Below are 24253 nucleotides of genomic sequence, written 5' to 3' on the forward strand. Positions count from 1 at the left end.
TCGTCGAGCGGACGATCGCCTGGCTGCACGGATTCCGACGTCTACGCGTCCGCTGGGAACGACGCGACGACATCCACGAAGCCTTCCTCGGCCTCACCACCTGCCTCATCACCCACCGACACGTCCAACGCCTTTGTTAGGACCTCTTAGAGTTGATCCTGTGCCGAACTCGCTTACGAGTAAGGACAGTTCGATCATAGATGTGCGCGAGCAGTGATCCCCGATCTTGGAAACTGTTGTGAATTTGTCAGCAATTCGGCCAACCCCGGGACGGGACGCTTTCGCATCCTGTAAAAGCGCATCAGTCACGGCCCACAGCCCTCCGCCGAGGCCGCTCCGACGGGAAGGCCGGACACCCTTGCCGACGTGAAGCCTTCCGGGCCTGCGCCGGCGCGGTCCCCGCCGGGACCCGATCGGCGGTACGCCCTTCACGAGCGGCATCAACGCCCGGCTGTCGTGGACGCCGGCACCGGAGATTCCGGCGGAGAGGTGATGGAGCCCGGCCCGCACACTGGCCTTCGTCGACTCGGCGAACCGGCGGCGGGCCTTCGCACCGGACGGCCCGGACGACACGGCGAGCAGCTGCTGCCACGAGCATGATCGCCACCGGCACTTCCCGGTCGCCATCACGACACCGATCACCGCCCCGAGGCCGCGACGGCACCTCCGGCACCACTTCACGCCGATCCATCCGGGGTTCACGGAAGTGGAGCGGGCCGCGCGGGCATTCGGCGATGATCTTGGGCTGAGGTGGTGTGAGCTTAGTGATTCTTTACCTGGTAGGTGCAACCAGCACGGTTTCGTAGATCATCCTGTCTTCTCAGTTGGCTCTTGGTTTTTGACGGAGAAGAAGGAAGTTCATGCACACTCGTGCTCGCATAGCAGCCGTCGGCGCGCTCGCCGCACTTTCCGCGCTCGCACTCACCGGCTGCAACAACGGCGACGAGGACGGAGCCGCTGCAGGCTCGTCCGCTCCCGCATCGGACTCGGGGTCGGCCTCGACCGCGGCTTCGTCCGGGAGTAACTCGAGCACGAGCGGCGGCAGCAGCTCGTCCGGCAGCGGGGGCAGCTCGTCCGGCGGCGGGGGCGGCGGCGCCACCGCGGCCTGCACCCTCCAGACGGTCTCGATCAAGTTCTTCATGAGCGATCACCAGGCCACCGAGCAGCAGGCGGCCAACGGCACCCTCAAGCTCACCAACACCTCCGGTGCCACCTGTACGGTCGTCGGTCCCACGACCGTGACCGCGACCGACGACGAGAACAAGACCGACCCGATCTCCGCGGACAACTCCGAGGAGGGCTCGGACGCTGTCGACATCCCGGCGGGCGGCTCGGCGACGGCGGATATCGGCTACAACAACCTGAACACCGAGGGCACCGCCCGCGACACCTGCCCGATGGGCGCGTCCAGCGTCAAGGTCGGGCTGCCGAAGCAGGCGGACACCACGGTGAACGTGCTGAAGGCGGACGGCTCGCCGGGCGGCTACTTCAGCGTCTGCGGCGACAGCTTCAGGGTCGGCGCCTTCACGGTCGGCTAGGAAGTCGTCCCAATCGGTGAGCCTGCGGTAGCAGGTGAAGGTGCCGGCGATGCCGGTGAGGCGAGGAAGTGGTCGGCCTCGCGTTCGTAGCGGGGTTGGAGCCGGCGACAGTCGGCGGACCGGGCCATGGTGCGTTCGGTGGTCCGGCGGTGGCGGCCGAGTCGCCGTGGGGGCTCGATGCCCTTACGGGCGATGCGGTGCCCGATGCCTCCCCGCGCCGGCCATTGCCGCAGGTGGCGGCAGTCGCAGCCCTTGCCGACGCGGCCCCCGCCGGGACCTGATCGGCGGTGCGCCCCTCACGAGCGGCATCAACGCCCGGCTGTCGTGGACGTCGGCGCCCGAGATGCCGACGGAGCGGGCCTCCTGTTCCAGGGCCCGCATGCTCACCGAGTCGATCGCGCAACGCGACCGGTCGAGATCGCCGCGGGAGCCGAGTGCGTCGAGGACCAGTGTGTGGATCGAGCTCCACCCCCTGGTCCTCGACGCACTCGACCAACCGGCGGTGGGCCGTCGCACCGGACGGCCCGAACGCTACTGCGCGCCGCAACGGCGCCTCTCTCCGGTACCACCTGCTACGCAATTCCCATAAATCGTCCGCTACCAGCCGCTCAACAATCTCCGTTACGGCCAACGTCCTGGCCACCCACCCAAGATCGACCAGGGCCCGGAACCGGCCCTCTCCCCCACCGCCCGGACCGGCTTCGTGACCTACGCGGCCGACGCCACGCGCACCTGATCCGCCCTCCGGCCCCGCCCCCGTCGGCCCGCCGTGCCGCAGGGCGCGCGGAGGGGGCGTACGCCTTGATAGCGTCGCTCCCGCGACTGCGGTTCGTGCTTCCCGCCGGGGTCGTCGCCGTGCGCCGTGCGGTCCGCCCCTGAGGGCACGGGGAAGTCTGCGGCAAGGACGAAAAAGGGCCCGACGCATGAGTCTCGCGCAGCTGCACTACACCTCTGCCCGTGCTGTCTCCGCGGACGACGACGGGGGCGGGAGCGGGAGCGGTGCGCGTTTCACCGCCGTCAGCGCCGGGCTGCCCACGCCGGTGCTGGCCGAGGCCGAACAGCTCCTCGGCTATGAGCCTCCCGCCGAGACCCCGCACCGGCCGGACTCCGGCCAACTCCGTTCCCTGCCCGAGGCATTGAGCTTCAGCGAGCTGATGGACGGCGGACATCTGCTGGCCCGCGCGGTCGCGTACGCCGGATCCGGTGGCGGTTCCGGTGCCGTCGGGTTTCACGCGCATGCGGTGCACCTTCCGGCCGGCACACGGCTGCCGGGCGGGGTTCTGCCGATCACTGCCTGGCGCTCGCCGAGCTGGGCCTCCGTGCCGCCGCGCGGCGGGGCCCCGGAGCGGATATCCGCGCTGCCCGCCTCCGCGGCCTTCGGGCCCGAGGCCCTGAACGACTTCGCGGTCTCCCGCAGCCCCTGGCTCGCGGCGGTCTTCGCCGACCTGCGCCAGGTGTGCTCCGGCGGACCGGACGCCGGGCGGCTGGTGCTGGTGGAGCGGCACAGCGCGGATGCGGCCCGGTGGGTCGCGCTCGCCTCGGCGGTGCTGCCGCCGGACGACGCACACCGGCTGACGTTCACCACGTACACCCGCCGTCCGGCGGACGCTCCGCATCAGATCGTCGGCGTACTGCCCGAGGACGCGCCCCGGAACGCACCGCCCGCGCTCCGGGTGCACGACTGCGCGGGTGCCCGGCCCGCCGCGCCGGTGGAAGACGCCTGGGCCGAGACCTGCGCCCGGATCTGGCGCAACCGGTCCCCCGAGCTGTTCCGGACCGCGGCCGAACTGCCCGGCGGGCCCTTCGCCGCCGGTCCGCTCGCCGTCACGGCGCTCTGCGCGGGCGTGCCGCTCGGCTCGGCCGAGCGGGCGGCGGCCGCCGAGTGGGCCGCCGAGCGGCCGTACGCGCTGGACGAGGAGCGCACGCACCGGCTCACCGACGCCCTGACCGACCCCGAAATCGACCGCACTCCGCACGAACTCGCTTCTGTGGCCCGGTTGTTGACCGCGCTCGACGGGCGGGCCCCGGCCGGTGTGACGGCATCGCTCGGCGCCCTGCTGGTGACGGAGGCGGTGTACGGGAACGATGTCACCGTCGTACCACCGGGGCGCTCGGTCTTCTCCGGGCCGGGCGGCGAGCCGGTCGCGGCGGCGCTCGTCGAGGCGGTCGGCGACGACCTGCGCACCGAACTGGCCAACGGCTCGCCGCTCACCGGCCCGGACGCCGTTCCCGGGCACGGAGTGGGGCGGACCGTACAACTGCTGCGCATCGCCCGGCTGCTCGACGTGGACTGCGCGGACCTGCTCCCCGGCGTCGTGCGCCGGATCGCGCGGGCGCTGCGGGACGAGGGCGCGGGCGACTGCGGGCAGGTGCTGCTGGAGCTGCTGGACGAGCAGTTCGACGTGCGCACCGCGCTGCTGGGCGAGCTGGACCGGATCGCCCCGAAGGACCCGACCGCGACCGAGCGGCTGCTCACGGACGTGGCGCTGCCGTTCACCGGGGCACAGACTCTGCCGCACCTGAGAATGTGCGCGGCGGCGGCCGAGGCCCGGGCACATGGCGGCGAGGACCGGGTGAAGGCGCTGAACGCCGTGCTGCGCGCCGGTGGCATGTCACCTTTCACCGAGCCGTTGGTGCTGCGTACGGCGGTGGGTCTGGTCTGGGACGGGGGCGCACCCACGGCAGGCGAGGCCCGGCAGTTGCTGGCCGCGAGCACCTCCGACGCGCACCGCACGGCCGGTACGTGGTCCGTTCTCGTCGCGGCAGCGCTCGGCGCGGACGCGGACGACGCGGAGGCGGCGGAGCTGGCCCCGGACCTGTTGCGCGGGTTCCCCCAGGAGATCGACGCCCGGACCCGCCACGCGCTGCAACTCCTGGAGTTCGCCCAGGGCCTCCGGTCGGACGCGGCCGCACCGGGGTGGACCGAGACCGCCCTACGGCTGTGCGCCGGGGCGGAGCCGGTGGAACCGGGGGTGCGCGAGCAGGCGTACGGGGCGCTGGCCGGTCGGCTGCTCGCCCCGGAGCGCCCGGAGGCCGAGCTGTACGCCTTCGTACACAGCGCCGACCAGGAGCTGATCGCGGCGTACGGCCGGGCCGCCCGGCAGGACACGGTGCTCGCCCGGCTGCGCTCCGAACCGGCGTACGCCGCCGACTGCTTCACCGTCTGGAGCGCCCACCCGCACGCGGGCGAGACATGGAGCACGACCCGGACCGCCCTGCTGGAAGAGGTACTGCGGCCGGCGGTCCGGGCCCTGTCACCGGAACAACTGACAGCGGTCGAGGAAGCCGCGGGCCACGCGGGCAGCAGCCGCACGGCGGAGGCCTTCCGCTCCTGGCACCGATCGGGCGGCGGCCTGCGCAGACGACTCGGCAGCCGCATCGCGGCCCGGGTACGGCGGGCGTGAGGACCTAAGGAGCGTCCGGCGCCCCCGGGTCGCCCGCTCCCCCGTCCGGCCCGGCCACCGTTCTCAGCACCGGGGCCGCGGTGACCGCGGCGAACGAAGCGTGCACGGCGGCGCGGACCTGCTCGGCGACCACTTCGGGGCCGGAGGTGTCGAGCTTGCCGTCGAGGTGCAGGAACGCCAGGCCGTGGACGAGGGCCCACACCGCGACCGCCAGGGCGCACGTGTCCGAGCCGGGGAACACGTCGCGGACGAGGCCCTGCACGTACTCCGAGACGACCGTGGTCGCGGCGAGCCGCTCCTCGTCGGCCGGGTCGCAGGGCTCGGCGAACATCACCCGGAACAGCGCCGGATGATCGAGGGCGAACCGCACGTAGACGACGGCGACCGCCGCCAGATCGTCGGACGTGGAGGGCGCGGGGTGATCCGCGGTCAGACACTCCTCGAGTTCGCGGTACCCCTCGGCCGCGACCGCGGAGACGAGCGCGTCGCGGTCCGCGAAGTGGCGGTACGGGGCCGTCGCCGACACCCCGGCCCGTCGCGCCACCGCGCGCAGCGAGAGCCCCGCGCTGCCGTCCTCCTCCAACAGCTCACGCGCGGCCCGCAGGCAGGCCGCCCGCAGATTCCCGTGGTGGTACGCAGCGCTCTGCGACACGGTTCACACTCCTCGATGTTTGCATCGCTCACATCCGGCCCTAATGTGAACGGTGCACACATCGTAGGCGATCGACATGGAAGAGGGTGACTCGGATGTCCCGCGATCTGTTCGCGCCGCTGTCCCTGCGCTCCGGTCAGGTGCTCCACAACCGGATCGCGAAGGCGGCCATGGAGGAGAACCTGGCCGGCGACGGCCAGCTGCCGGACCAACGGCTGTTCGCGCTCTACCGGCGCTGGGCCGCCGGGGGTACGGGGCTGCTGATCACCGGCAACGTCATGGTGCACGCCGAGGCGCTGACCGGCCCCGCGGGCGTGGTGCTCGACGACGCCGCTCCGCTGGAGCCGTTCATCGAGTGGGCCAGGGCCGGCAGGTCCGGCGGTGCTTCGATCTGGATGCAGATCAACCACCCCGGCCGCCAGGTGCAGGCCAACATGCCCGGCGTCGTGTGGGGCCCGTCCGACGTCGGCGTCGATCTGGGCAGGCACAGCAGTCGCTTCGGCCGTCCCAGCGCCATGACCGCCGAGCAGATCGGGGCCACCGTGACCCGCTTCGCGGTCACGGCGCGGCGCGCCGAGGAGGCCGGGTTCGACGGTGTGGAGATCCATGCCGCGCACGGCTATCTGCTGTCGCAGTTCCTCTCCCCGCTGGTCAACACGCGCACCGACGCGTGGGGAGGGCCGCTCGAGAACCGGGCCCGGATGCTGCTCGACGTCGTCCGCGCGGTCCGTGAAGCCGTCTCCCCGTCGTTCGCGGTCGCGGTGAAGCTCAACTCCGCCGACTTCCAGCGCGGCGGCTTCGATGCCGACGACGCGCGCCGGGTGATCGCCATGCTGGAACCCCTGGGTGTCGACCTGGTCGAACTCTCCGGCGGCAGTTACGAGAGCCCGGCCATGTCCGGCCGTTCCGCCGATGTCCGCACCCGGGCCAGGGAGGCGTACTTCCTGGATCTGGCGGAGGACCTGGTCGGGACGAGCCCGATCCCGCTCATGCTCACCGGTGGCGTCACCCGGCGTGTCACCGCCGAGCAGGTCCTCGACAGCGGCGTGGCGGTCGTCGGCATGGGCACCGCCCTCGCCGTCACGCCCGACCTGCCCGACCGGTGGAAGGAGGGGCGCGAGGCCGACGGGCGGCTCAGGCCCGTGACCTGGTCCGACAAGACCCTCGCCTCGGCCGCCGGCATGGCGCTCGTCCGCCACCAGATGCGCCGCCTCGCCCACGGCAGCGGCCCGAGGCCCGGAACCCACCCCGCGCGCGCCATGGTCTGCGATCAGCTCCAGCAGCGCCGCGCCCTGCGCCGCTACCGCTCCTGGCTGACCACCTCACGGAGCGTCGCGGGCCGGTGAACCACCGTGCGCGGGTGGGCGACGGGTTCGCACGGCTCGCCCTCACCTCGCCCTCACCTCGCCCTCACCCGCCGAGCCCGGCCGTCCGGCCGGGGCAGTGCCCGGGGTGGTCCGTGGGCGGCCGATCCGTCCGGCCACCGCACGGGGCCTGCTGCGGCGAGTCCCCGGGTCACACCGGCTGCGCACCGTCCCGGACTGACCTGGTACGCAGCCGGCGGCACACCAGGAACCCGGCGGTGGCGACCAGCAGATAGGCCGGGACGAGCAGCACCGCGTCCGGTGTCGTCGGCTCCACGCCCAGGCCCGCGCCGCGCGCGTCGCCCTCCAGCACGGCCCGGTTGACGGTCAGGAAGGTCAGGTGGGCGCCGATCGCACTCCACAGCGGGGCCCCGGTCACAGCCGTTCTGGCGGCAACGAGCATCAGGCCGAACACGGTCAGCAGCACCAGGTAGTCCACCGGGTTCTGCCCTTCGGGCGCCGGCCCGACCGGTGGGGGCGTGCCGCCGGTCAGCCACGCCACCCCCGCCCCCACCACCGTCGAGGCGCCCGGCACCAGCAGGAAGACCACCGTGGTGCCCAGGGCCGCCACCGTTCCCCGGAACCGTCCGCGCAGCGCCGTCCAGGTGTGGCCGCGCAGCGTGGTCTCCTCGGGCATGGCCTCGAGGAGCAGGGCGACGACGGTGTTGGTGGCGAGGAACGCGACGAGGGCGGCGGCGTCGGGCCGCCCCCAGTCCAGCATTCCGGCGGCCGTGCCCGCGCCCAGCACCAGCGCCGCCGCACCGGCCGTCACCCCGGCGCCGGTCAGCAGGGCGCGCAGGCTCTGCCGTACGCCGCCGAAGCCGAGCGGGCCGGTGCGCGACGACAGGCGCAGGACCAGCGGCACCGCGAGGGCGGTGACGAGTGCCGCCGGAAGCAGCCGGGCCGGTAATCCGCCGAGTCCGGCGGCCTCGGCCAGGGCGGCACCGAAGCCGGTGCCCGCGCCGAGCGCGACGGCCATGACCAGACCGCCGGTGAGCGCCCGGGACAGCGCCGCCCCAGTGCTGCCCGCGCTCGCGGCGGGTGGCACCGGGGCGGTACGGGCGATCGTGCGTGACGCGGGCTCGGACATGCTGCTCCCCGATCTGGGCCGGACTGGCAGGGACGTACGCCCCTGCTCCAGCCTGGCCCGGCCGCACGGCCCGCCCGTCGTCCGCGCGGACGAACCGCCGGTACATCCTTCGGGGGACCGCCCGTCACCGGTGAGCCGGTGCCGGTGAGCCGGCCGGGAGGTCAGGCGTCCGGAGTCAGCCGCAGCGAGATCGAGTTGATGCAGTACCGCTGGTCGGTGGGGGTCGGGTAGCCCTCGCCCTCGAAGACGTGGCCCAGGTGCGATCCGCAGCGGGCGCAGCGGACCTCGGTGCGGACCATGCCGTGGCTGCGGTCCTGGATCAGCTCGACCGCGTCGGTGTCCTTCGGGTCGTAGAAGGACGGCCAGCCGCAGTGCGACTCGAACTTGGTGTCCGAGCGGAACAGCTCCGCACCGCAGGCGCGGCAGGAGTAAACGCCCTCGGTCTTCGTGCCGGTGTACTCACCGACGAAGGCGGGTTCGGTGCCGGCCTGGCGCAGCACGGCGTACTCGGCCGGGGACAGCTCGGCCCGCCACTGCTCGTCCGGCTTCTCGATCTCGTACGACACGGTGCTCCCTCAGCTCGACAGGTGGTCCAGGATGCGCGGACCGAGGTCCGTGACGTCGCCCGCGCCCATGGTGAGAACGAGGTCACCGGGCTTCGCCATTCCCGCGATCGTGGCGGGGACCGCGTCCTTGTCGTGGACGGCGGTGACGTCGGCGCCCGCGGTGCGCGCGGCGTGGATGATCAGCTCGCTGGTGATGCCGGGGATCGGGTCCTCGCGGGCCGGGTAGATGTCCAGCACCACGGAGGCGTCCGCGAGCGCGAGGGCCTGGCCCATCTCCGTACCGAGCTCCTGGGTGCGGGAGAAGAGGTGCGGCTGGAAGACCACCAGGATGCGGGCGTCGGCCGCGGCGCCGCGCATGGCCTCCAGGTCGGCGGTCATCTCGGTGGGGTGGTGCGCGTAGGAGTCGATGACCTGCACGCCCGCCGCCTCGCCCTTCAGCTGGAGGCGGCGCTTGACGCCGGTGTACTTGCCGAGCGCCGAGGCCAGGTTGTGGGCCGGGATGCCGAGGGCGACGCCGGCGGCGAGGGCGGCGACCGCGTTGAGCGCGTAGTGGCGGCCGGGCACGGAGACCGTGAACGTGAGGAACTTCCCGTTCAGCAGGATCGTGACCTCGCTGGTCAGGCCGCGCGGGGTGATCCGGTGGACGCGTACGTCGGCGGACTCGGCCTCGCCGTAGGTGACGACGTTCAGCCCCTTGCGGTCGCGGACCCGCCCGGTCAGCTCGACGGCGCCGGGCTGGTCGGCGGAGACCACCAGCGTGCCGCCGGGGACGATCTTGGCGGTGAACGCCTCGAAGGACTCGTAGATCTCGTCCATCGAGGCGTAGTTCGCGTGGTGGTCCAGCTCGACGTTGAGGACGATCGCGACCTCGGGGTCGTACTTCTGGAAGCTGCGGTCGCTCTCGTCGGCCTCGGCGACGAAGATCGTCCCCTCGCCGTGGGTGGCGTTGGTGCCGGGGCCGGCCAGGTCGCCGCCGATGGCGTACGAGGGGTCGAGGTCCAGCTCGGTCAGGGCGACGGCCAGCATCGAGGTGGTGGTCGTCTTGCCGTGCGTGCCGGCGACCGCGATGGCACGCAGGCCGGTCATGAGCGAGGCGAGCGCGTCTGAGCGGTGGACGACCGGGACCGACAGCTCGGCGGCGCGCACCAGCTCCGGGTTGTCGGCGCGGATGGCGCTGGAGACGACCACGCACGAGGCGTCGTCCGCCAGGTGTGCGGCGGAGTGCCCGACGTGGACGGTCGCCCCCAGCGCCCGCAGCGCCTCGGCCGTACCCGATTCCTTGGCGTCGCTGCCCGCGACCTTGGCGCCCCGCTGGGCGAGGATCTTCGCGATGCCCGACATTCCGGCGCCGCCGATGCCGATGAAGTGCGGGCGTTCCATGGCGGCGGGGATACCGGGTGTCATGTGCGTCCTCCGGGAGCTGAGCGGGTGCTTTCGGTCGCGGAGAGGTACCGGCCTCGACCGCCCGCCCAGCCTATTCGCTGTGCGCGAAGAGCTTGAGCACCGGGACGCCGACCTTGTGGCGGGCCCGGGAAGCCCAGTCGCGGTGGAAGAACTCCTCGACGTAGTGCGGTGCGGTCAGCACGATGACCTCGTCCGCCTCCGACTCCTCGACCACGGACTTCAGCAGATCGAGCGGATGGTCCTCGACGACCTGGCCGACCGCCTCGGAGCCGGCCTGGCGCAGCGCCTCCAGGGACACCTCGAGCGCGAGTTCGGCGGATTGTCTGGCGTTCTCGCCCTCCGGTTCCTCGCTCTCCCGGGCGGCCTCCTTCAGTTCGCCCATCGCCAGGTCGTCGATCGCCCGCAGGAGCACATCGGCCTGGTCACCGCGCGGCTGGAGCAGCACGACGAAGGAGATCCGCTCCTCCCCGTGCAAAGTGGTGACGAAGTCGACGTCCTCCGAGGTGAGGGGCTTCTCGATCATCAAAACGCTGGTGAACACCACGGGCGCCCTTCTGCTTCAGTGACCCTCCCAGGTCACTGCTGAAACCATCCTTCCCCGTGCTCGCACGGGGGTTGCGGAAGTAATTGTGCCCACCGGAAGCCAACCGGAACGGGTAATTCCGCTCTTTTCAGCCCCGACGGTACCGAGTGAAGAGGAAACCGGCCTCCTCCAGCATCGATGCCAGGGTGAATCGTTTCGGCACCGTGACCCCGGGACCGCCCGCGATCCGCTGCGCGTCCCCGGCGGTCAGCAGCGGCGCGAGCGTCAGGCAGAGCTCGTCCAGGACCCCGGCGGCCACGAACTGGCCCAGCAGCCTCGGGCCGCCCTCGGTCAGCAGCCGGGTGAGCCCGCGGTCCGCCAGCTCCCGCACGGCCCTGGCCGGGTCCACCCGGGAGCCCTCCCCGGCGAACACCACCTCGGCGCCCGCCGCGCGGGCCTGCTCCACGCGCTGCGCGGGGACACCGGTGCCGGTCAGCAGCAGGGTCGGCACCAGCGGCTCGGTGAAGAGCGGCATCGAGAAGTCCAGGTCCAGGCTGCCGCTGACCACGGCGATCGCGGGGGCGGGCCCCTGCCCGGCGGCGGCCCGGCGGACGGCGAACGCCTCGCGCGCGCGGGCGGGCCGGTAGCCCTCCAGCCGGACCGTCTCCGCACCGACCACGATCGCGTCGGCCAGGCCGCGCAGGGTGCCGAAGATCCGCATGTCGGCCGCGCAGGAGATCGGCTGCGAGCGGCCGTCGTGCTGGGCGGCGCCGTCGAGCGTGGACACCATGTTGGCGCGGAGCCAGGGACCGTCCTGCCCGGGGTAGGCGTAGGCGTCGGCCAGGGCGTCCAGGCTCCACTCCCCCAGGTCACCGGCGGAGCCGGCGGCGGGGGTGTCGGCGGATGTCAGGTCGGTCACAGGGAACAGGCGTCGCATGCTCCGCAGTCTTCCACGGCCTGTGGCGGCGCTTAGAGTGGAGAGTTGTGTCGTCCTCCACAGCCCTGCCGGGGCAGAGCCCCATATCCGAGACAGCTCCGCTGTCCCTGTGCGCCCGCGAACCCCACGTTCCGGCCGACCGGCTGGTCGCCGAGATGGTGCCGCCGCCGCGCTTCGACTCCGTACGCTTCGATACCTACGTGCCCGACCCCGACCAGCCGAGCCAGACGGAGGCGGTCAGGGTTCTGAGCGGCTTCGCGGCCGGGCTGGGCGGCGCGCACGCCAGCGGTTCGGGCCGCAGGAAGTGGTTCGGCCGGAAGCCGGTGGCCGCCTCGGCGCCGCTCGGGGTGTATCTCGACGGCGGGTACGGCGTCGGCAAGACGCATCTGCTGGCCTCGCTCTGGCACGCCACGCCCGCCGAGCCGGCGCTGAAGGCGTTCGGCACGTTCGTGGAGCTGACGAACCTGGTCGGCGCGCTGGGCTTCCAGCAGACCGTGAAGACGCTGGGCGGGCACCGGCTCCTGTGCATCGACGAGTTCGAGCTGGACGATCCGGGCGACACCGTGCTGGTGTCCTCGCTGCTCAGCAGGCTGGTCGAGGCGGGGGTCGCGCTGGCCGCCACCTCCAACACGCTGCCGGGCAAGCTCGGCGAGGGCCGGTTCGCCGCCGCCGACTTCCTGCGGGAGATCCAGGGGCTGTCCGCCCACTTCCGCCCGCTGCGCATCGACGGCGAGGACTACCGCCACCGCGGCCTGCCCGAGGCCCCGCCGCCGTACTCCGACGACCAGGTCACCCGGGCCGCGTACGCCACCGGGGGCGCCAGCCTGGACGACTTCCCCGGGCTGCTCGACCACCTCGCCCGGGTCCACCCGAGCCGCTACGGCGCGCTGACGGACGGGGTGCGGGCGGTCTGCCTCACGGACGTCCAGCCGGTCCCCGACCAGTCGACCGCGCTGCGGCTCGTCGTCCTCGCCGACCGGCTGTACGACCGGGAGGTCCCGGTGCTCGCCTCCGGGATGCCGTTCGACCGGCTGTTCAGCGAGGAGATGCTGAACGGCGGGTACCGGAAGAAGTATTTTCGGGCGATCTCCCGGCTGACCGCGCTTGCACGGGACGCGAAGGGGCTGGTGGAGCAGTAGGTTCGGGTCGTACCGCCCGGGGTGTCCGCGGACGCCCCGGCGCGTTCCCGTACCGACCGCGCACACCGTTCGAAGGGATTCCCGCATGGCTACCGTCCGACAGGCCCACACGGTCTGGGAAGGCAACCTGATCGAGGGCAAGGGGGTCGTCACCTTCGACTCCTCCGGCATCGGCGACTACCCGGTCTCCTGGCCGTCCCGCGCCGAGCAGGCCAATGGCAAGACCTCGCCCGAGGAACTCATCGCGGCGGCCCACTCCAGCTGCTTCTCCATGGCGCTGTCCCACGGCCTGACCGGGGCCGGTACGCCGCCGACCCAGTTGGAGACCAAGGCCGACGTGACCTTCCAGCCCGGCACCGGCATCACCGGCATCCACCTCACCGTGGTGGGCCAGGTGCCCGGCCTCGACGAGGCGGCGTTCGTCAAGGCCGCCGAGGACGCCAAGGCGAACTGCCCGGTCAGCCAGGCGCTGACCGGCACGACGATCACGCTCTCCGCCTCGCTGGCCTGACGGCCGCGGCGGGGATCGCGGGCCCCTCGGGGACCGCTCCCCGCCCGGGACACTCCCCCGGCACATCCGGGACACGGTGACCCGCATGGTTCCCGCGCGGCCACGCGCGTGCTACACACATGCGGGTCACTTTTCCTGTCCGCCAGCAGGGAGTTGCCTCATGTCATCAGAAACGTCACGCCCGACCACCGAAGCGTCGCGATCGACCACCGAAGCATCACGAACGGTCACCGAAGTGTCGCGCTCCGCCTCCAGAACGTCGGGTCCGGTCGCCAGCCGCCGTCAGGTTCTCGCCGGTACGGGCGCGGCCGTCGCGTCCATCGCCTTCACGGGCGCGTTCTCCGAGCTCTTCGCGGGCACCGCCGCCGCCCGGGGGCACGCCGGGTACGGGCCGCTCGTGCCCGACCCCGACGGGCTGCTCGACCTCCCCAGGGGCTTCCGCTACCGGGTGCTGTCCCGGGAGGGCGGGCTGCTCCGCTCCGGCGAGGGCCTCGTACCCAGCAACCACGACGGGATGGCCGCCTTCACGGGCCGCCACGGCCGCGTCCACCTGGTCCGCAACCACGAGAACCGGGTCACCGCGCGCATCCCGGTCCCCGTCGTCGAGGGCCTCACCTACGACCCGATGGGCAAGGGCGGCTGCACGGCCCTGGAGCTGGACGGCCGTAACAACGTGCTCGGCGAACACGTCGCCATCGCCGGGACGGCGGTGAACTGCGCGGGCGGCCGTACCCCGTGGAACACCTGGCTGACCTGTGAGGAGACCGAGGACCGGGCAGGCACCAACGGTTACACCAAGGACCACGGGTTCATCTTCGAGGTGGACGGCGCCGACCCGCGCCGCACCGGGGCCGTGCCGCTCACCGCGATGGGCCGGTTCCAGCACGAGGCCATCGCGATCGACCCCGGGAACGGAATCGTCTACGAGACGGAGGACGCCTTCGACAAACCCTTCGGGCTCTTCTACCGCTTTCTGCCGAACAAGCCGCTCGGCGGCACCGGCTCGCTGCGGGCCGGCGGGCACCTGGAGGCCATGCGGGTACCCGGCGTCCCGGACCTCTCCGTGATCCAGGAGGCCGGGACCAGCTTCGAGGGCATCGAGTGGGTTCCCGTGCCCGACCCGCTGGCGGACGGCACCCCCATCCGCTTCCAGGACTTCGGCCCCAGGGGCATCACGCACGCCCAGAAGCTGGAGGGCTGCTACTGGGGCGGCAGCTCGGTGTACTTCGTGTCCAGCTTCGCGCGCAGCGGCGAGGGTTCGGCGGCCGACCACCACGGCCAGGTGTGGCGGTACGAGCCGAAGCGGCGCCGCCTCACGCTCGTGATCGTCTTCGGCGCCGGGAAGGACGTGGACCTGCCCGGCGAGTCCCCGGACAACATCTGCCTCGCCCCGGACGGCGGGCTGATGGTGTGCGAGGACGGCGACGGGGCGCAGCACGTGTTCGGTCTGACGCGCGGCGGCGAGGTCTACGCGATGGCGCGGGGGCGGCAGAACATCGGCACACCGGACAAACCCGAATGGGGCGAGTTCGCCGGGGTCACCTTCGCCCCGGACGGTTCGACGATGTACGTGAACTGCTACACGCCGGGAACGACGTTCGCGGTGACGGGACCCTGGCGGTGAGCGGTGAGCGGTGAGCAATGAGCGGTTGCGGGCCCCGGCCCGGGCGGTGATTCGACGGGCCGGGTGAATCCGGGAACGACTCCGGCCCTGGGGCGGCGCCGCACGCACTCATTAATCGGATAACCGGATATTTTCCGCAGGTGACAGGTTCCATGCGGAAGATGACAGCCCTTGCCGTTCTCGGGGTGCTGCTCGGCGGTCTCACCGGCTGCGGGGACGGCGGGGGCGTCGGCGGTGCGTCCGCCGTCGTCGCCCCCGCCGCCACGGAACGCTCCCCGGTACCGGTCCGTTCGCCCTCGCACGCGGCCCCGGCGGCACCGCCGACCCTGGCGCTTGGCCCGGGTGGGCTGACGCCGGTCTTCAGCCACGGGCCCCGGACCGGCGGGAAGGTGGTCGCGCTGACCTTCGACGCCGACATGACGGCCGCCGAGGGGGCGCGCGCGGCGGCGGGCGAGCACTTCGACAATCCCGCGCTGATCGCGCTGCTGCGGGAGCGGAAGGTGCCCGCGACGGTGTTCATGACCGGGCGCTGGGCCGAGGAGTACCCGGACCAGGCCCGGTCCATCGGCGCCGACCCGCTCTTCGAGGTCGCCAACCACTCGTACAGCCACTACGCCTTCAAGTCCCCCTGCTACGGGCTGCCGACGGTGGCCGGGCCGGACATGCGGGCGGACGCGGCGCGTGCCGCCGACGCGTTCCGGAAGGCCGGAGTGGTGCGTACCGTGCCGTACTTCCGCTTTCCGGGCGGCTGTTACGACAGCACCTCACTGCGCGCGCTCGCGCCCGAGCGGATGACTGCGGTGCAGTGGGACGTGGTCGGCGGCGACGCCTTCGCCACCGACGCGGACGCGGTGGCCGCCCAGGTGCTGAGCGGGGTGCGGCCGGGTTCCCTGGTCGTCATGCACTGCACCCGCAGCGCCGCACCGGTCACCGTGGACGCGGTACGCCGGGTGGTGCCGGAACTGCGCAGGCGCGGCTACCGCTTCGTGAGGGTCTCCGACCTGATCCGGGCGGCGACGGCCTGACGAGCCGGGGCCGTCTCCACCGCCGGGCCGGGGGCCGTCTCCGCCACCGAGCCGGGGCCGTCTCCGCCGCCGGGCCGGGATCGGCGTCCGTCGTCGGCGCGGGGTTCCTCCTCGCTGTCGACCGGGGGGCTCCCTCGCCGTCGACCGGGGTTCGCCCTCGCCGTCGACCGGGGGGCTCCCTCGCCGTCGACCGGGGTTCGTCCTCGCCGTCAGGCCGCCGCGGCCCTCCGGCAGGCGAGCGCCGCCACCGCGACGGCGAGGACTGCGGCGACGGCCAGGGCCGCGAGCGGCGGCTGCACCGCTCCCGTCCGCTCCCCGGTGACCAGGCTCCGCACGGCGGCGTTCGCGGGCGAGCCACCGGCCACCAGGGCCGGCAGCGCGAGGAACACGGTGCCCGCCAGGGACCAGCCGCGCCGGCGCAGCAGCGGCCACGTGCACAGCGCGCCGATCGCCGCCCCCACCAGCACGCAGCAGGCGGTGGCGACCAGCCCGGCCGCCCCGGCGGGCAGCAGGCCCACCCGCACCGTGCCGTCGGCCCCCGCCGGCCGGCTGACCAGCAGCACGGCCGGGACGACGAGCACGCCCAGCAGCCCCGCGCAGCCGAGCCCGGCCAGCAGCGACGCCAGATGGGCGCGCGGCGACCCGACCGCCGCGGCGGTGACGGTCCGGGCGGCGGGCGGCTCCTGGGTCGCGCAGAGCCGGACGAGCCAGGCGGTGACGGGGAGCAGCCCGGCGGCGGCGTAGCCGAGTGAGCCGAGGACGGGCTGCCCCCATGTCACTCCGGTGCCGACGAAGGCCGCGTACAGCAGGACCGGGGCGAGCCAGCGCTGGGAGCGGGCCAGCAGGGCGGCCTGGTAGCGCACGAGAGCGGTCACGGTGCCTCGGGAGTCGGGGTGGTCCGGTGCGGGGGCGTCCGGTGTGGGGGCCGGTCGGCCACCGGGAGGTCCTCCGCCCGGTCGGGGGCGGTGGTCAGGCCGCGGATGTGCCAGGGCGGGTGCGCGGTGAGCAGGGCGCGCAGCAGCGCATCGGAGCGGTCGGCCCCGACGGTCAGCAGGACGCCCCCGCCGGGTGCGGGCGTGTGCTCCGGGGCACCCGGGAGTCCGGTGGGGAGCGGGGTGCCGGGCGGGCCGGACGCCTCGATCCGTATCCGGGGCACCTTCCGTGCGGCCGGGGGCGTTGGGGCGGCGCTCAGGGTGCCGTTCCCGAGGCGGAACACGGTGCCGGCCGCCTCGGCGAGCCTGCGCGGGTCGTGGTCGACGTAGACGACGGTGGCACCGGCCGCGACCCGTTCGGCCACGGCCCGGTCCAGCTCGGCGCGGGCCGCGGTGTCCAGCCCGGTCCACGCCTCGTCCAGGATCAGCAGTTCCGGATCGGCGAGGAGGGCCTGGACGACGGCCACCTTCTGGCAGGTGCCCTTGGAGAGCTCGGCGAGCGGGGTACGGGCGTGGGCGGCGGCCCCGAACCGGTCGAGCCAGGTCCGCGCGCGGTCCGCCGCCTCGGTTCCCCGCAGGCCGTGGACGCGGCCGAGGTGGACGAGATAGCCGGTCGCGGTGAACGGCAGCGCGGCCGGGAAGCGTTCGGGAACGTAGGCCGTGCGCGGGCGGCGGCCGGTGATCCGGCCCTCGGTCGGGGAGTCGATCCCGGCGAGCAGCCGGAGCAGGGTCGACTTCCCGGTGCCGTTGGTGCCCTCGATCCGGATCAGGGTGTGCGCGGGCAGGTCGAGATCGATCCCGCGCAGCACCCACGGTCCGCGAAGGCCGTAGCGCCGGCCCACACCGGACAGCCTCAGTTGGCCGTCACCTTCTCGGGCTTGGCCTCGCTGGGGCGCACGATCACGAAGCCCTCGCCGTCCAGGCGCAGTTGGACGGCCTCGCCGGAGCCGCCGCGGATCATCGAGCCGAAGCTCTGCGAACGGTGCAGCGAGGTGGTCAGGTTGGCGCTCCAGCCGACGACCGCGTCGGTGTCGACGAAGACCGGCTGCTGGGGGCTGACGGGGATCACGATGGGGTGCCCCTCGCACATCAGGCCGAGCTTGCCGTAGCCGGTGAAGACACTGTTGAAGAGCCCGCCGCCGACCATCCCGGCGCCCTTCACCGTCTTGATCTCGTAGGCGAGCGTGGGGTCGAAGCAGAGCACGTTGCGGCCGTTGATCGTGAGGACGTCGCCGTGCTCCATCTCCACGATGAAACAGTTGGCGGCCTCGTGCGCGAACCATGCCTCGCCCTGGCCCCGGACCGCCATCAGCGGCAGCCCCTCGCCGGTGACGGCGCGCTTGAGCATGCCGCCTATGCCCTGGCCCTTGCGCTCGAACTGGAGATTGCCCCGGAAGGCGATCATCGCGCCCTGGCGGGCGTGCATCTCGCCGTTGATGGCGTATTTGATGGATTTGGCGTTCTGCAGGGTCATCCCCGGGGCCGTCGCCGGCTGCGCCATGTTCTCGCTGGAAAAGAGATCGCTCTTCATGCGGTGCATCCTCACCCGGAGGCTTCCGTTCCGCCAACATCCGGCCATCGCGGGGCTGGCAGACTGGTACGGATGAGCAGCGAAGACACTCCCGTACCCCCGACCACACCCGGATCGCCGGCCGCGGACGGATCACCGACCGAGCCCGTACCCGGATCACCGGCCGGGCCCGGATCACCGTTCGTGCCCGGCAGCACCGGCCGCGACGAGGCGCCGCAGTACGTACTGCCGCTGGTCGTGCACATCGAGAAGACGGCTCCCCCGGCCCGGACCGACGCCCTGCGGACGGCCGCCCGCGCCGTGCTCGTGATGCTCTCCGACGAACGCTCGGCGGGCGAGGGAGTGTGGGCGCGGGCGATGCGCGACTGGCAGGACGCCCGTATCCGCAAGGTGGTGCGGCGGGCGCGCGGCGCGGAGTGGCGCAAGGCGTCCGCGCTGCCCGGCATCACGGTCACCGGCGACCATGCCGAGGTGCGGGTCTTCCCGCCGGTGCCGCTGGACGGCTGGCCGAAGGAACTGGCCAAGCTCCAGGTGTCGGGTACGGATCTGGACGATCCCGAACCGCCCGCCGCGCCCGACCTCGCGGGCCCGGTGCTGTGGCTCAACCCGGAGCTGGACATGTCGGCGGGCAAGGCCATGGCGCAGGCCGGGCACGGGGCGCAGCTCGCCTGGTGGGAGCTGTCGGACACGGAGCGCAAGGCGTGGCGCGAGGCGGGCTTCCCGCTCTCGGTCGCCACCGCCGGGCCCGAGCGGTGGCAGGAACTCACGACCGGTGGGCTGCCGGTGGTGAAGGACGCCGGGTTCACCGAGATCGCCCCCGGTTCGTGCACGGTGGTCGCCGACCATCCGGCGCTGCGGCACGGCTGACCGGCCGCGGCCGGTGTGCCTTTGGGGACTTCGGGCACCTGCCCGCCGCCCCACCGATCAAACGTGACGTCAATCCGATTACGGGCAACGCATAGTCTTGCCGGTGAACGAATACCCTCTCAGGATCATGGGGACCGCGGCCCGTCGACGCGGCCACCCCGTACGCGGTATGTCCTGATGAGAGGGGTCGCGATGCCCGAGAGACCGGGCCCGTCACCGTACCGGGCCGTCAAAGCGACCCGGATCTCCGGCAGCGGCGCGAGGGGCGGCCCCGCCCCGGGGATGTCGCGCCCGACCGCACCGGTGCACGCGGCACGGATCCAGCAACGCGCCCGGCGTGAGGTGCTGTACTTCGACGCGCCTCCCTACTGGTCGGTGGACAACGCCGTCCAGCTGGAGCAGCTGTCGGACGGGGTCTCGTACCGCACCGTCTACGGCCGGGAGGCGATCGAGTACCCGGGGGCGATGACACGCATCGACCAGTGCCTGGCGGCCGGGGAGGAGGCGCGGGTCACGGCCCGGCTCCCGATGAAGATGATGATCATCGACCGGGAGTACGCCTTCACCTGCGCCTTCGGCGAGAACGACCCGGCGGGCAGCCCCGGCGACCTGGTGATCGTGGATTCCGGCCCGCTGCTCGACGGCCTGGTCGAGCTCTTCGAGCGGGTCTGGGCCGACAGCGCGCCCTTCGACCACGGCACCCCGGTGCCCCGCGCCGAACGGGACGAGCTGGGCGACGCGGACAAGCGGTTGCTGACCCTGTTGCTCGGCGGCCTGACCGACGATGCCATCGCCCGGCACCTGGGCGTCGGACGGCGCACCGTACTGCGCCGCGCCCGCGGACTGATGGACCGGGCCGGAGTGGCGACCCGGATGCAGCTCGGCTGGTACGCGGCCCGCCGGGGCTGGGTGGACGTGTCGTGCGGCGCGCCCGCCCCCGAACCGGCGCGGGGATAGCGAAGGGCACGGGCCCGCCGGATCCGGAAGCGGCGCCGCGGGAGCTCGCGCGCGAGGGCGCCGTCGCCGTCCCCCGGCGGTCCCGGCCTTCACAACTGGCGCACATGCGCCACGCAATGGCCTTCAGCACATGCTCCGACGGGCTATAGCCTCCGGATGCGCCGTTCGTCCGGGCCGGTTTCCCTCCCGTTCCTCCCTCTTCCCCCACCCCCGCTCCGCCCTGCCCTGCCCGCACACCGGCGTGCACTCCTTGCCCCGTTCCATCCTTTTCACCCGAGGAGAAGTACGTGCCGACACCCCTGAGCGGCATACATGGAAGACGGCTGATCGCCGTCACGGCGGTGCTCGCCACCGGCATGCTGATACCCGGGTTCAGTCCCGGAACAGCTGTGGGAGCGCCTTCCACCAGCAGCCCCACGGGCGGCCTTTCACCGAAGGCCGCGCAGAAGGCGAAGCCCTCCCTGGTCACCCTCGTCACCGGGGACACCGTGTCCGTGACGAAGGGGGTGGACGGCCGCACCTCCGTGACCGTCACCCCCGCGCCCGGCAACGCGGCCACGTTCCAGACCGTCACCGATCCCGACGGCGACCTGTACGTGTACCCGACCGAGGCGCTGGCCCCGCTCGCCGCCCGCACCCTCGACCGGCGGCTGTTCAACGTCACCCAGTTGCTCAAGGACGGGCACGGGGACGCCAAGGACAGCACGCTGCCCGTGATCGTCTCGTACGGTGACAAGCCCTCCCGCACCGAGCTGGGCAAGCGCGCGCGGCAGCTCCCCTCCGGCAGGCCCGGTGTGCTGCTGCGCCGGATGGGCATGGCCGCCGTCCGCGTCGAGAAGACCGGGGCGGCCTCCTTCTGGAAGGCCGCCCGGCCCGACCGGGCCACCGGAAAGAACCGGACCGCCGCGGCCGGATCCGGGGTCGCGAAGATCTGGTACGACGCACCGGCCAAGGTGACGCTGGACCAGAGCGTCCCCCAGATCCACGCCCCCGAGGCCTGGGCGGCGGGGTACGACGGGACCGGCATCAAGGTCGCCATTCTCGACACCGGGGTCGACCTCACCCACCCCGACGTCAAGGACCGGGTCGTCTCGTCGAAGAGCTTCGTCGCCGGTGCCGCCACCGTGCAGGACGGCCACGGCCACGGCACCCATGTCGCGTCCACCATCGCGGGCAGCGGCGCCGCTTCGGACGGCCGGTACAAGGGAGTCGCTCCGGGCTCCGACCTGATCATCGGCAAGGTCCTCGAAGACGGCGGCTCGGGGCCGGAATCCGGCGTGATCGCGGGTATGGAATGGGCGGTCGACCAGGGCGCCGACGTCATCAACATGAGCCTGGGGTCGCCGGGTGACCCCGAGGACGACCCGTCCACGGCGGCGGTCGAGCGGCTGAGCGCGTCGAGCGATTCCCTCTTCGTGGTCGCCGCCGGGAACGAGGGGCCGGGAGAGTCCACCCTCGGGAGCCCCGGCGCCGCGGACGCGGCGCTGACCGTCGGCGCCGTCGACAAGTCGGACCGGATGGCGGACTTCTCCAGCCGCGGACCACGCACCTACGACCACGGGATCAAACCCGATGTCACGGCGCCCGGTGTCGGAATCGTCGCCGCCCGTGCGGCCGGTACCGCCATGGGCACCGTTGTCGACGACAACTACACGTCGGCGAACGGTACGTCGATGGCCACCCCGCACGTCGCCGGAGCCGCCGCCATCCTGGCGCAGCGGCACCCGGACTGGACCGGCGAGCGGCTGAAGGCGGCGCTGACGTCGCACACCGACCGGTCCTCCGACGCCACCGTCTTCGAGCAGGGCAGCGGCCGGGTGAACGTCGCCGCCTCCCTCGACGCCCAGCTCGACCTCTCGGGCCCGGTGGACTTCGGGATGGTCTGGTACAAGGGCAAGGACGCCACGTACGAGAAGCTCACCCGCACCTTCACCGTCAGCAACCCCTCCGGCGCGGCGCGGACCGTGAAGCTCGCCGCCCGCCCCACGCAGGGCTCCCCGGCCGACGGTTCGCTGACCCTCGGGCAGGACGAGGTGACCGTTCCCGCCGGTGGCAGCGTCGACGTTCCCGTCGTTCTCGACCCGAACCTCCTCGACGCGGGCTCGTACGCGGGTGAGATCACCGCGACCGGCACGGACGGCGCGACGGCCCACGCCGCTCTCGGCTTCACCAAGGAAGCCCAGCGCTACGGAATGGACATCAGCCTCAAGGACCGCAACGGCGCGACTCCCGACCGGGGTCTGATCATCGTCATGGGGCTCGACAGCGACTACTACGAGACGTCGCCCGTGAACAGCCTCGCCACCCTCCGGCTGCGCGTCCCCCCGGGGCGGTACGCGGTCTTCGGCGGGATCACCACCGGTGACCTCGGCTACCGAAACGGAGTCGCCGACGCCCTCGACCTGTTCAGTCTCCCGGAGGTGACGGTCTCCGACGCACCGGTCAGCACGACCGTCGACGCCACCCGGGCGAAGGACTTCCGGCTCGACATCACCGGAGAGCGGCGGGCCCTCGAAGCCTCCACGTTCACCTACCAGTTGCGGCGCACCGCCCCGGACGGACGCTCCTCCGGCGTCAGCATCACCGGCGACGCCTCCCCCACCACCGGACACTTCGGCGCGATCCCCGCGGAGAAGCCGCACACGGGCACCCTGTCCTCGACCTTCTACCAGCGTGAGCGGCAGCCGCTGCTCACCGGCGAGGTCACCGGCCCCAAGGGCTTCGACCTGACCCTGCGGGCCCCCAGCAACCTCGTACGCTTCGACGGCACCAGGAAGCTCCCGCTCGTCGACGTCGGCGGGGGCAGTGCCGAGGAACTGGCGGGCAAGGACATCCGGGGCAAGGCCGTGCTCGTGCACAACGACTTCCCGTCCGATGCCGGGCCGCTCGCCGGTGACCTGGACGACGCCGGTGCCGCCGCGGTGCTCGTCGCCCGGGTCACCGACCGCAGCGTCTTCACCTCCGTCGGCGACGGGCTGAGAATCCCGTTCGCCGGGCTCACCCAGCGGGACGGAAAGGAACTCGCCGCCCGTATCGCCGCGGCGGGCAAGAAGAAGCCCGTCACCGTCACCCTGCACGGCCGCAAGGAGTCGGCCTACGCCTACTCCGGGCAGTGGACCTTCGACGGGGTTCCCGCCGACCTCAAGGCCACGGCCCGGCGCACCGACTTCGCATCGGTGACCAATGCCTTCCACGGCTACGGCGAGGAGAAGCCCACCGAATACGTGCAGGACGTGTGGGGCCCCAAGGGGACGAACACCGTCTCCCTGCGGACGCCGGAGACCGTCTACCGGGGACAGTCGCGTGAGGACCTCGTCTACGCGAAGGGGGGCCTGACGTACCAGCAGCACGTCGCCGTCGGGATCTACCGCTCCCAGATGCACGGGCGGATCGAGACCCCGCGTGCCGGACGCTCCGTCGTCGAGGACTGGTTCGGTCCGGCCCTTCACGCGGCCCCGCTGGGCAGCTGGATGTCGTGCAACTTCTGCAGCACCGACGCCGGAATCGTCCTGATGCCGGGCGCCGCCGCCGACTCCGACCCCGAGCACTACATGGACTCGGTCCCCGGCCTCGCGCTGGCGTTCTACCGCGACGGCCGGCGCGTCGGAGACGAGAGTCCGTGGACCGTCAAGGGCAAGGCGGACTACCGGGTGGACATCGAGCTCCCCTTCGGCGAGGCGGACGAGGGCATGTTCGACACCGCCGGGACCTCCCGCGCCCAGTACTCGTTCACGGCGGACACCCCGAGCGGGTTCTCCGAGGAGGCCTGCGCCGACTTCGCCGGCGTGGTCTCCACCTGTGAGCCGCTCCCCGTCATCACCACCCACTACGGCATGACGGCCGACCTCCTCGACCGGGTACGGGCGAACTCCGCCTACTCCTTCACCCTGGACGGCTACCGGGCCACCGGCTGGCAGGGCCCGACGAAGCTGGCCGGGGCGAAGGTCTCGGTCAGCTACGACGGCGGCACGACCTGGAAGGCGGCCACCGTCACGCGCACGGACGCGGACTCCTTCCGCGTCTCCTACCGGCACCCGAAGCTCTCCGCGACGAACGGGTACGTGGCCGTCAGGGCCGAACTCTGGGACGGCGCGGGCAGCCGCACGGTCGAGACCATCGACCGGGCCTACCGCCTCAAGTAGCACACGACCGGCACCAACGGGCGCCGCACCGGAATCGCCTCCGGTGC

General features: G+C 72.7%; 20 protein-coding genes and 2 pseudogenes. 11 read left to right on the top strand and 11 right to left on the bottom strand.

Annotated elements, in window-relative coordinates:
• Positions 1-140 (top strand): transposase (locus ACFCV8_RS25140; RefSeq protein WP_376687716.1); only part of this gene is annotated, 140 nt, incomplete at its 5' end.
• Between the two features lie 214 nt (positions 141-354).
• Here ACFCV8_RS25140 and ACFCV8_RS25145 read toward each other — a convergent pair.
• Positions 355-691, bottom strand: a pseudogene (locus ACFCV8_RS25145) (hypothetical protein); the annotation flags it as partial.
• A gap of 169 nt (positions 692-860) precedes the next feature.
• On the opposite strand from ACFCV8_RS25145, the gene ACFCV8_RS25150 reads away from it, so the two are divergent.
• Complete coding sequence (locus ACFCV8_RS25150) at positions 861-1538, top strand: DUF4232 domain-containing protein (protein ID WP_376687698.1); 678 nt, start codon at positions 861-863, stop codon at positions 1536-1538.
• Between the two features lie 12 nt (positions 1539-1550).
• On the opposite strand, the pseudogene ACFCV8_RS25155 reads toward ACFCV8_RS25150, so the two are convergent.
• Positions 1551-2154, bottom strand: a pseudogene (locus ACFCV8_RS25155) (IS5/IS1182 family transposase); the annotation flags it as partial.
• 307 nt (positions 2155-2461) lie between these two features.
• Between ACFCV8_RS25155 and ACFCV8_RS25160 the strand changes: the two are divergent.
• Complete coding sequence (locus ACFCV8_RS25160; RefSeq protein WP_376687699.1) at positions 2462-4942, top strand: GTPase-associated protein 1-related protein; 2481 nt, start codon at positions 2462-2464, stop codon at positions 4940-4942.
• A gap of 4 nt (positions 4943-4946) precedes the next feature.
• Here the strand turns inward: ACFCV8_RS25160 and ACFCV8_RS25165 are convergent, their stop codons facing one another.
• Positions 4947-5594, bottom strand: a complete 648-nt coding sequence (locus ACFCV8_RS25165) for a TetR/AcrR family transcriptional regulator (protein ID WP_376687700.1) — start codon at positions 5592-5594, stop codon at positions 4947-4949.
• A 95-nt stretch (positions 5595-5689) separates the two neighbouring features.
• Between ACFCV8_RS25165 and ACFCV8_RS25170 the strand changes: the two genes are divergently transcribed.
• Positions 5690-6940, top strand: a complete 1251-nt coding sequence (locus ACFCV8_RS25170; RefSeq protein WP_376687701.1) for an NADH:flavin oxidoreductase/NADH oxidase family protein — start codon at positions 5690-5692, stop codon at positions 6938-6940.
• A gap of 169 nt (positions 6941-7109) precedes the next feature.
• Here ACFCV8_RS25170 and ACFCV8_RS25175 read toward each other — a convergent pair whose 3' ends face one another.
• The 5 genes from ACFCV8_RS25175 to ACFCV8_RS25195 all read right to left on the bottom strand — a co-directional run bounded on the left by ACFCV8_RS25175 (position 7110) and on the right by ACFCV8_RS25195 (position 11478).
• Positions 7110-8048 carry a type II CAAX prenyl endopeptidase Rce1 family protein gene (locus ACFCV8_RS25175; protein ID WP_376687702.1) on the bottom strand — a complete coding sequence of 313 codons (939 nt, stop codon included), beginning with the start codon at positions 8046-8048 and terminating at the stop codon, positions 7110-7112.
• Positions 8049-8209: 161 nt separating this feature from the next.
• Complete coding sequence (gene msrB, locus ACFCV8_RS25180; protein WP_376687703.1) at positions 8210-8614, bottom strand: peptide-methionine (R)-S-oxide reductase MsrB; 405 nt, start codon at positions 8612-8614, stop codon at positions 8210-8212.
• A 9-nt stretch (positions 8615-8623) separates the two neighbouring features.
• Positions 8624-10018 (bottom strand): UDP-N-acetylmuramate--L-alanine ligase, encoded by a 1395-nt coding sequence (gene murC, locus ACFCV8_RS25185; RefSeq protein WP_376687704.1) that lies wholly within the window; start codon positions 10016-10018, stop codon positions 8624-8626.
• Positions 10019-10088: 70 nt separating this feature from the next.
• Positions 10089-10541 carry an indole-3-glycerol phosphate synthase gene (locus tag ACFCV8_RS25190; protein WP_376687705.1) on the bottom strand — a complete coding sequence of 151 codons (453 nt, stop codon included), beginning with the start codon at positions 10539-10541 and terminating at the stop codon, positions 10089-10091.
• A gap of 148 nt (positions 10542-10689) precedes the next feature.
• The gene (locus tag ACFCV8_RS25195; protein ID WP_376687706.1) at positions 10690-11478 is read right to left on the bottom strand and encodes a pyrimidine reductase family protein; all 789 of its coding nucleotides are present in this window, start codon (positions 11476-11478) and stop codon (positions 10690-10692) included.
• 47 nt (positions 11479-11525) lie between these two features.
• Between ACFCV8_RS25195 and zapE the strand changes: the two genes are divergently transcribed.
• The 4 genes from zapE to ACFCV8_RS25215 all read left to right on the top strand — a co-directional run bounded on the left by zapE (position 11526) and on the right by ACFCV8_RS25215 (position 15777).
• Positions 11526-12617, top strand: a complete 1092-nt coding sequence (gene zapE, locus ACFCV8_RS25200) for a cell division protein ZapE (protein WP_376687707.1) — start codon at positions 11526-11528, stop codon at positions 12615-12617.
• An 85-nt stretch (positions 12618-12702) separates the two neighbouring features.
• The gene (locus ACFCV8_RS25205; RefSeq protein WP_376687708.1) at positions 12703-13128 is read left to right on the top strand and encodes an OsmC family protein; all 426 of its coding nucleotides are present in this window, start codon (positions 12703-12705) and stop codon (positions 13126-13128) included.
• Positions 13129-13288: 160 nt separating this feature from the next.
• The gene (locus tag ACFCV8_RS25210; RefSeq protein WP_376687709.1) at positions 13289-14752 is read left to right on the top strand and encodes an alkaline phosphatase PhoX; all 1464 of its coding nucleotides are present in this window, start codon (positions 13289-13291) and stop codon (positions 14750-14752) included.
• 161 nt (positions 14753-14913) lie between these two features.
• Positions 14914-15777, top strand: coding sequence for a polysaccharide deacetylase family protein (locus tag ACFCV8_RS25215; RefSeq protein ID WP_376687710.1), 864 nt, complete (start codon positions 14914-14916; stop codon positions 15775-15777).
• 209 nt (positions 15778-15986) lie between these two features.
• Here the strand turns inward: ACFCV8_RS25215 and ACFCV8_RS25220 are convergent, their stop codons facing one another.
• From ACFCV8_RS25220 to ACFCV8_RS25230, 3 genes are read right to left on the bottom strand one after another with little or no spacing between them, the layout of a single operon-like run.
• Entirely contained in the window at positions 15987-16652 is a 666-nt protein-coding gene (locus tag ACFCV8_RS25220; protein ID WP_376687711.1) for an ABC transporter, read from the bottom strand.
• On the bottom strand, positions 16649-17518 hold the full coding sequence (locus ACFCV8_RS25225; protein ID WP_376687717.1) for an ATP-binding cassette domain-containing protein: 870 nt from the start codon (positions 17516-17518) through the stop codon (positions 16649-16651). The genes ACFCV8_RS25220 and ACFCV8_RS25225 overlap by 4 nt, the downstream gene beginning before the upstream one ends.
• Before the next feature lie 44 nt (positions 17519-17562).
• On the bottom strand, positions 17563-18240 hold the full coding sequence (locus ACFCV8_RS25230) for an AIM24 family protein (protein ID WP_376687712.1): 678 nt from the start codon (positions 18238-18240) through the stop codon (positions 17563-17565).
• Between the two features lie 72 nt (positions 18241-18312).
• Here ACFCV8_RS25230 and ACFCV8_RS25235 point away from each other — a divergent pair, with 72 nt between their 5' ends.
• The 3 genes from ACFCV8_RS25235 (at position 18313) to ACFCV8_RS25245 (ending at position 24206) form a co-directional block, all read left to right on the top strand.
• Positions 18313-19107, top strand: coding sequence for a peptidyl-tRNA hydrolase (locus ACFCV8_RS25235; RefSeq protein WP_376687713.1), 795 nt, complete (start codon positions 18313-18315; stop codon positions 19105-19107).
• Positions 19108-19299: 192 nt separating this feature from the next.
• On the top strand, positions 19300-20064 hold the full coding sequence (locus ACFCV8_RS25240; protein ID WP_376687714.1) for a hypothetical protein: 765 nt from the start codon (positions 19300-19302) through the stop codon (positions 20062-20064).
• Between the two features lie 287 nt (positions 20065-20351).
• Positions 20352-24206 carry a S8 family serine peptidase gene (locus ACFCV8_RS25245; protein ID WP_376687715.1) on the top strand — a complete coding sequence of 1285 codons (3855 nt, stop codon included), beginning with the start codon at positions 20352-20354 and terminating at the stop codon, positions 24204-24206.
• Positions 24207-24253: the final 47 nt, after the last annotated feature.

Source organism: Streptomyces sp. NPDC056347, from assembly GCF_042262625.1.
GTDB lineage: Bacteria > Actinomycetota > Actinomycetes > Streptomycetales > Streptomycetaceae > Streptomyces.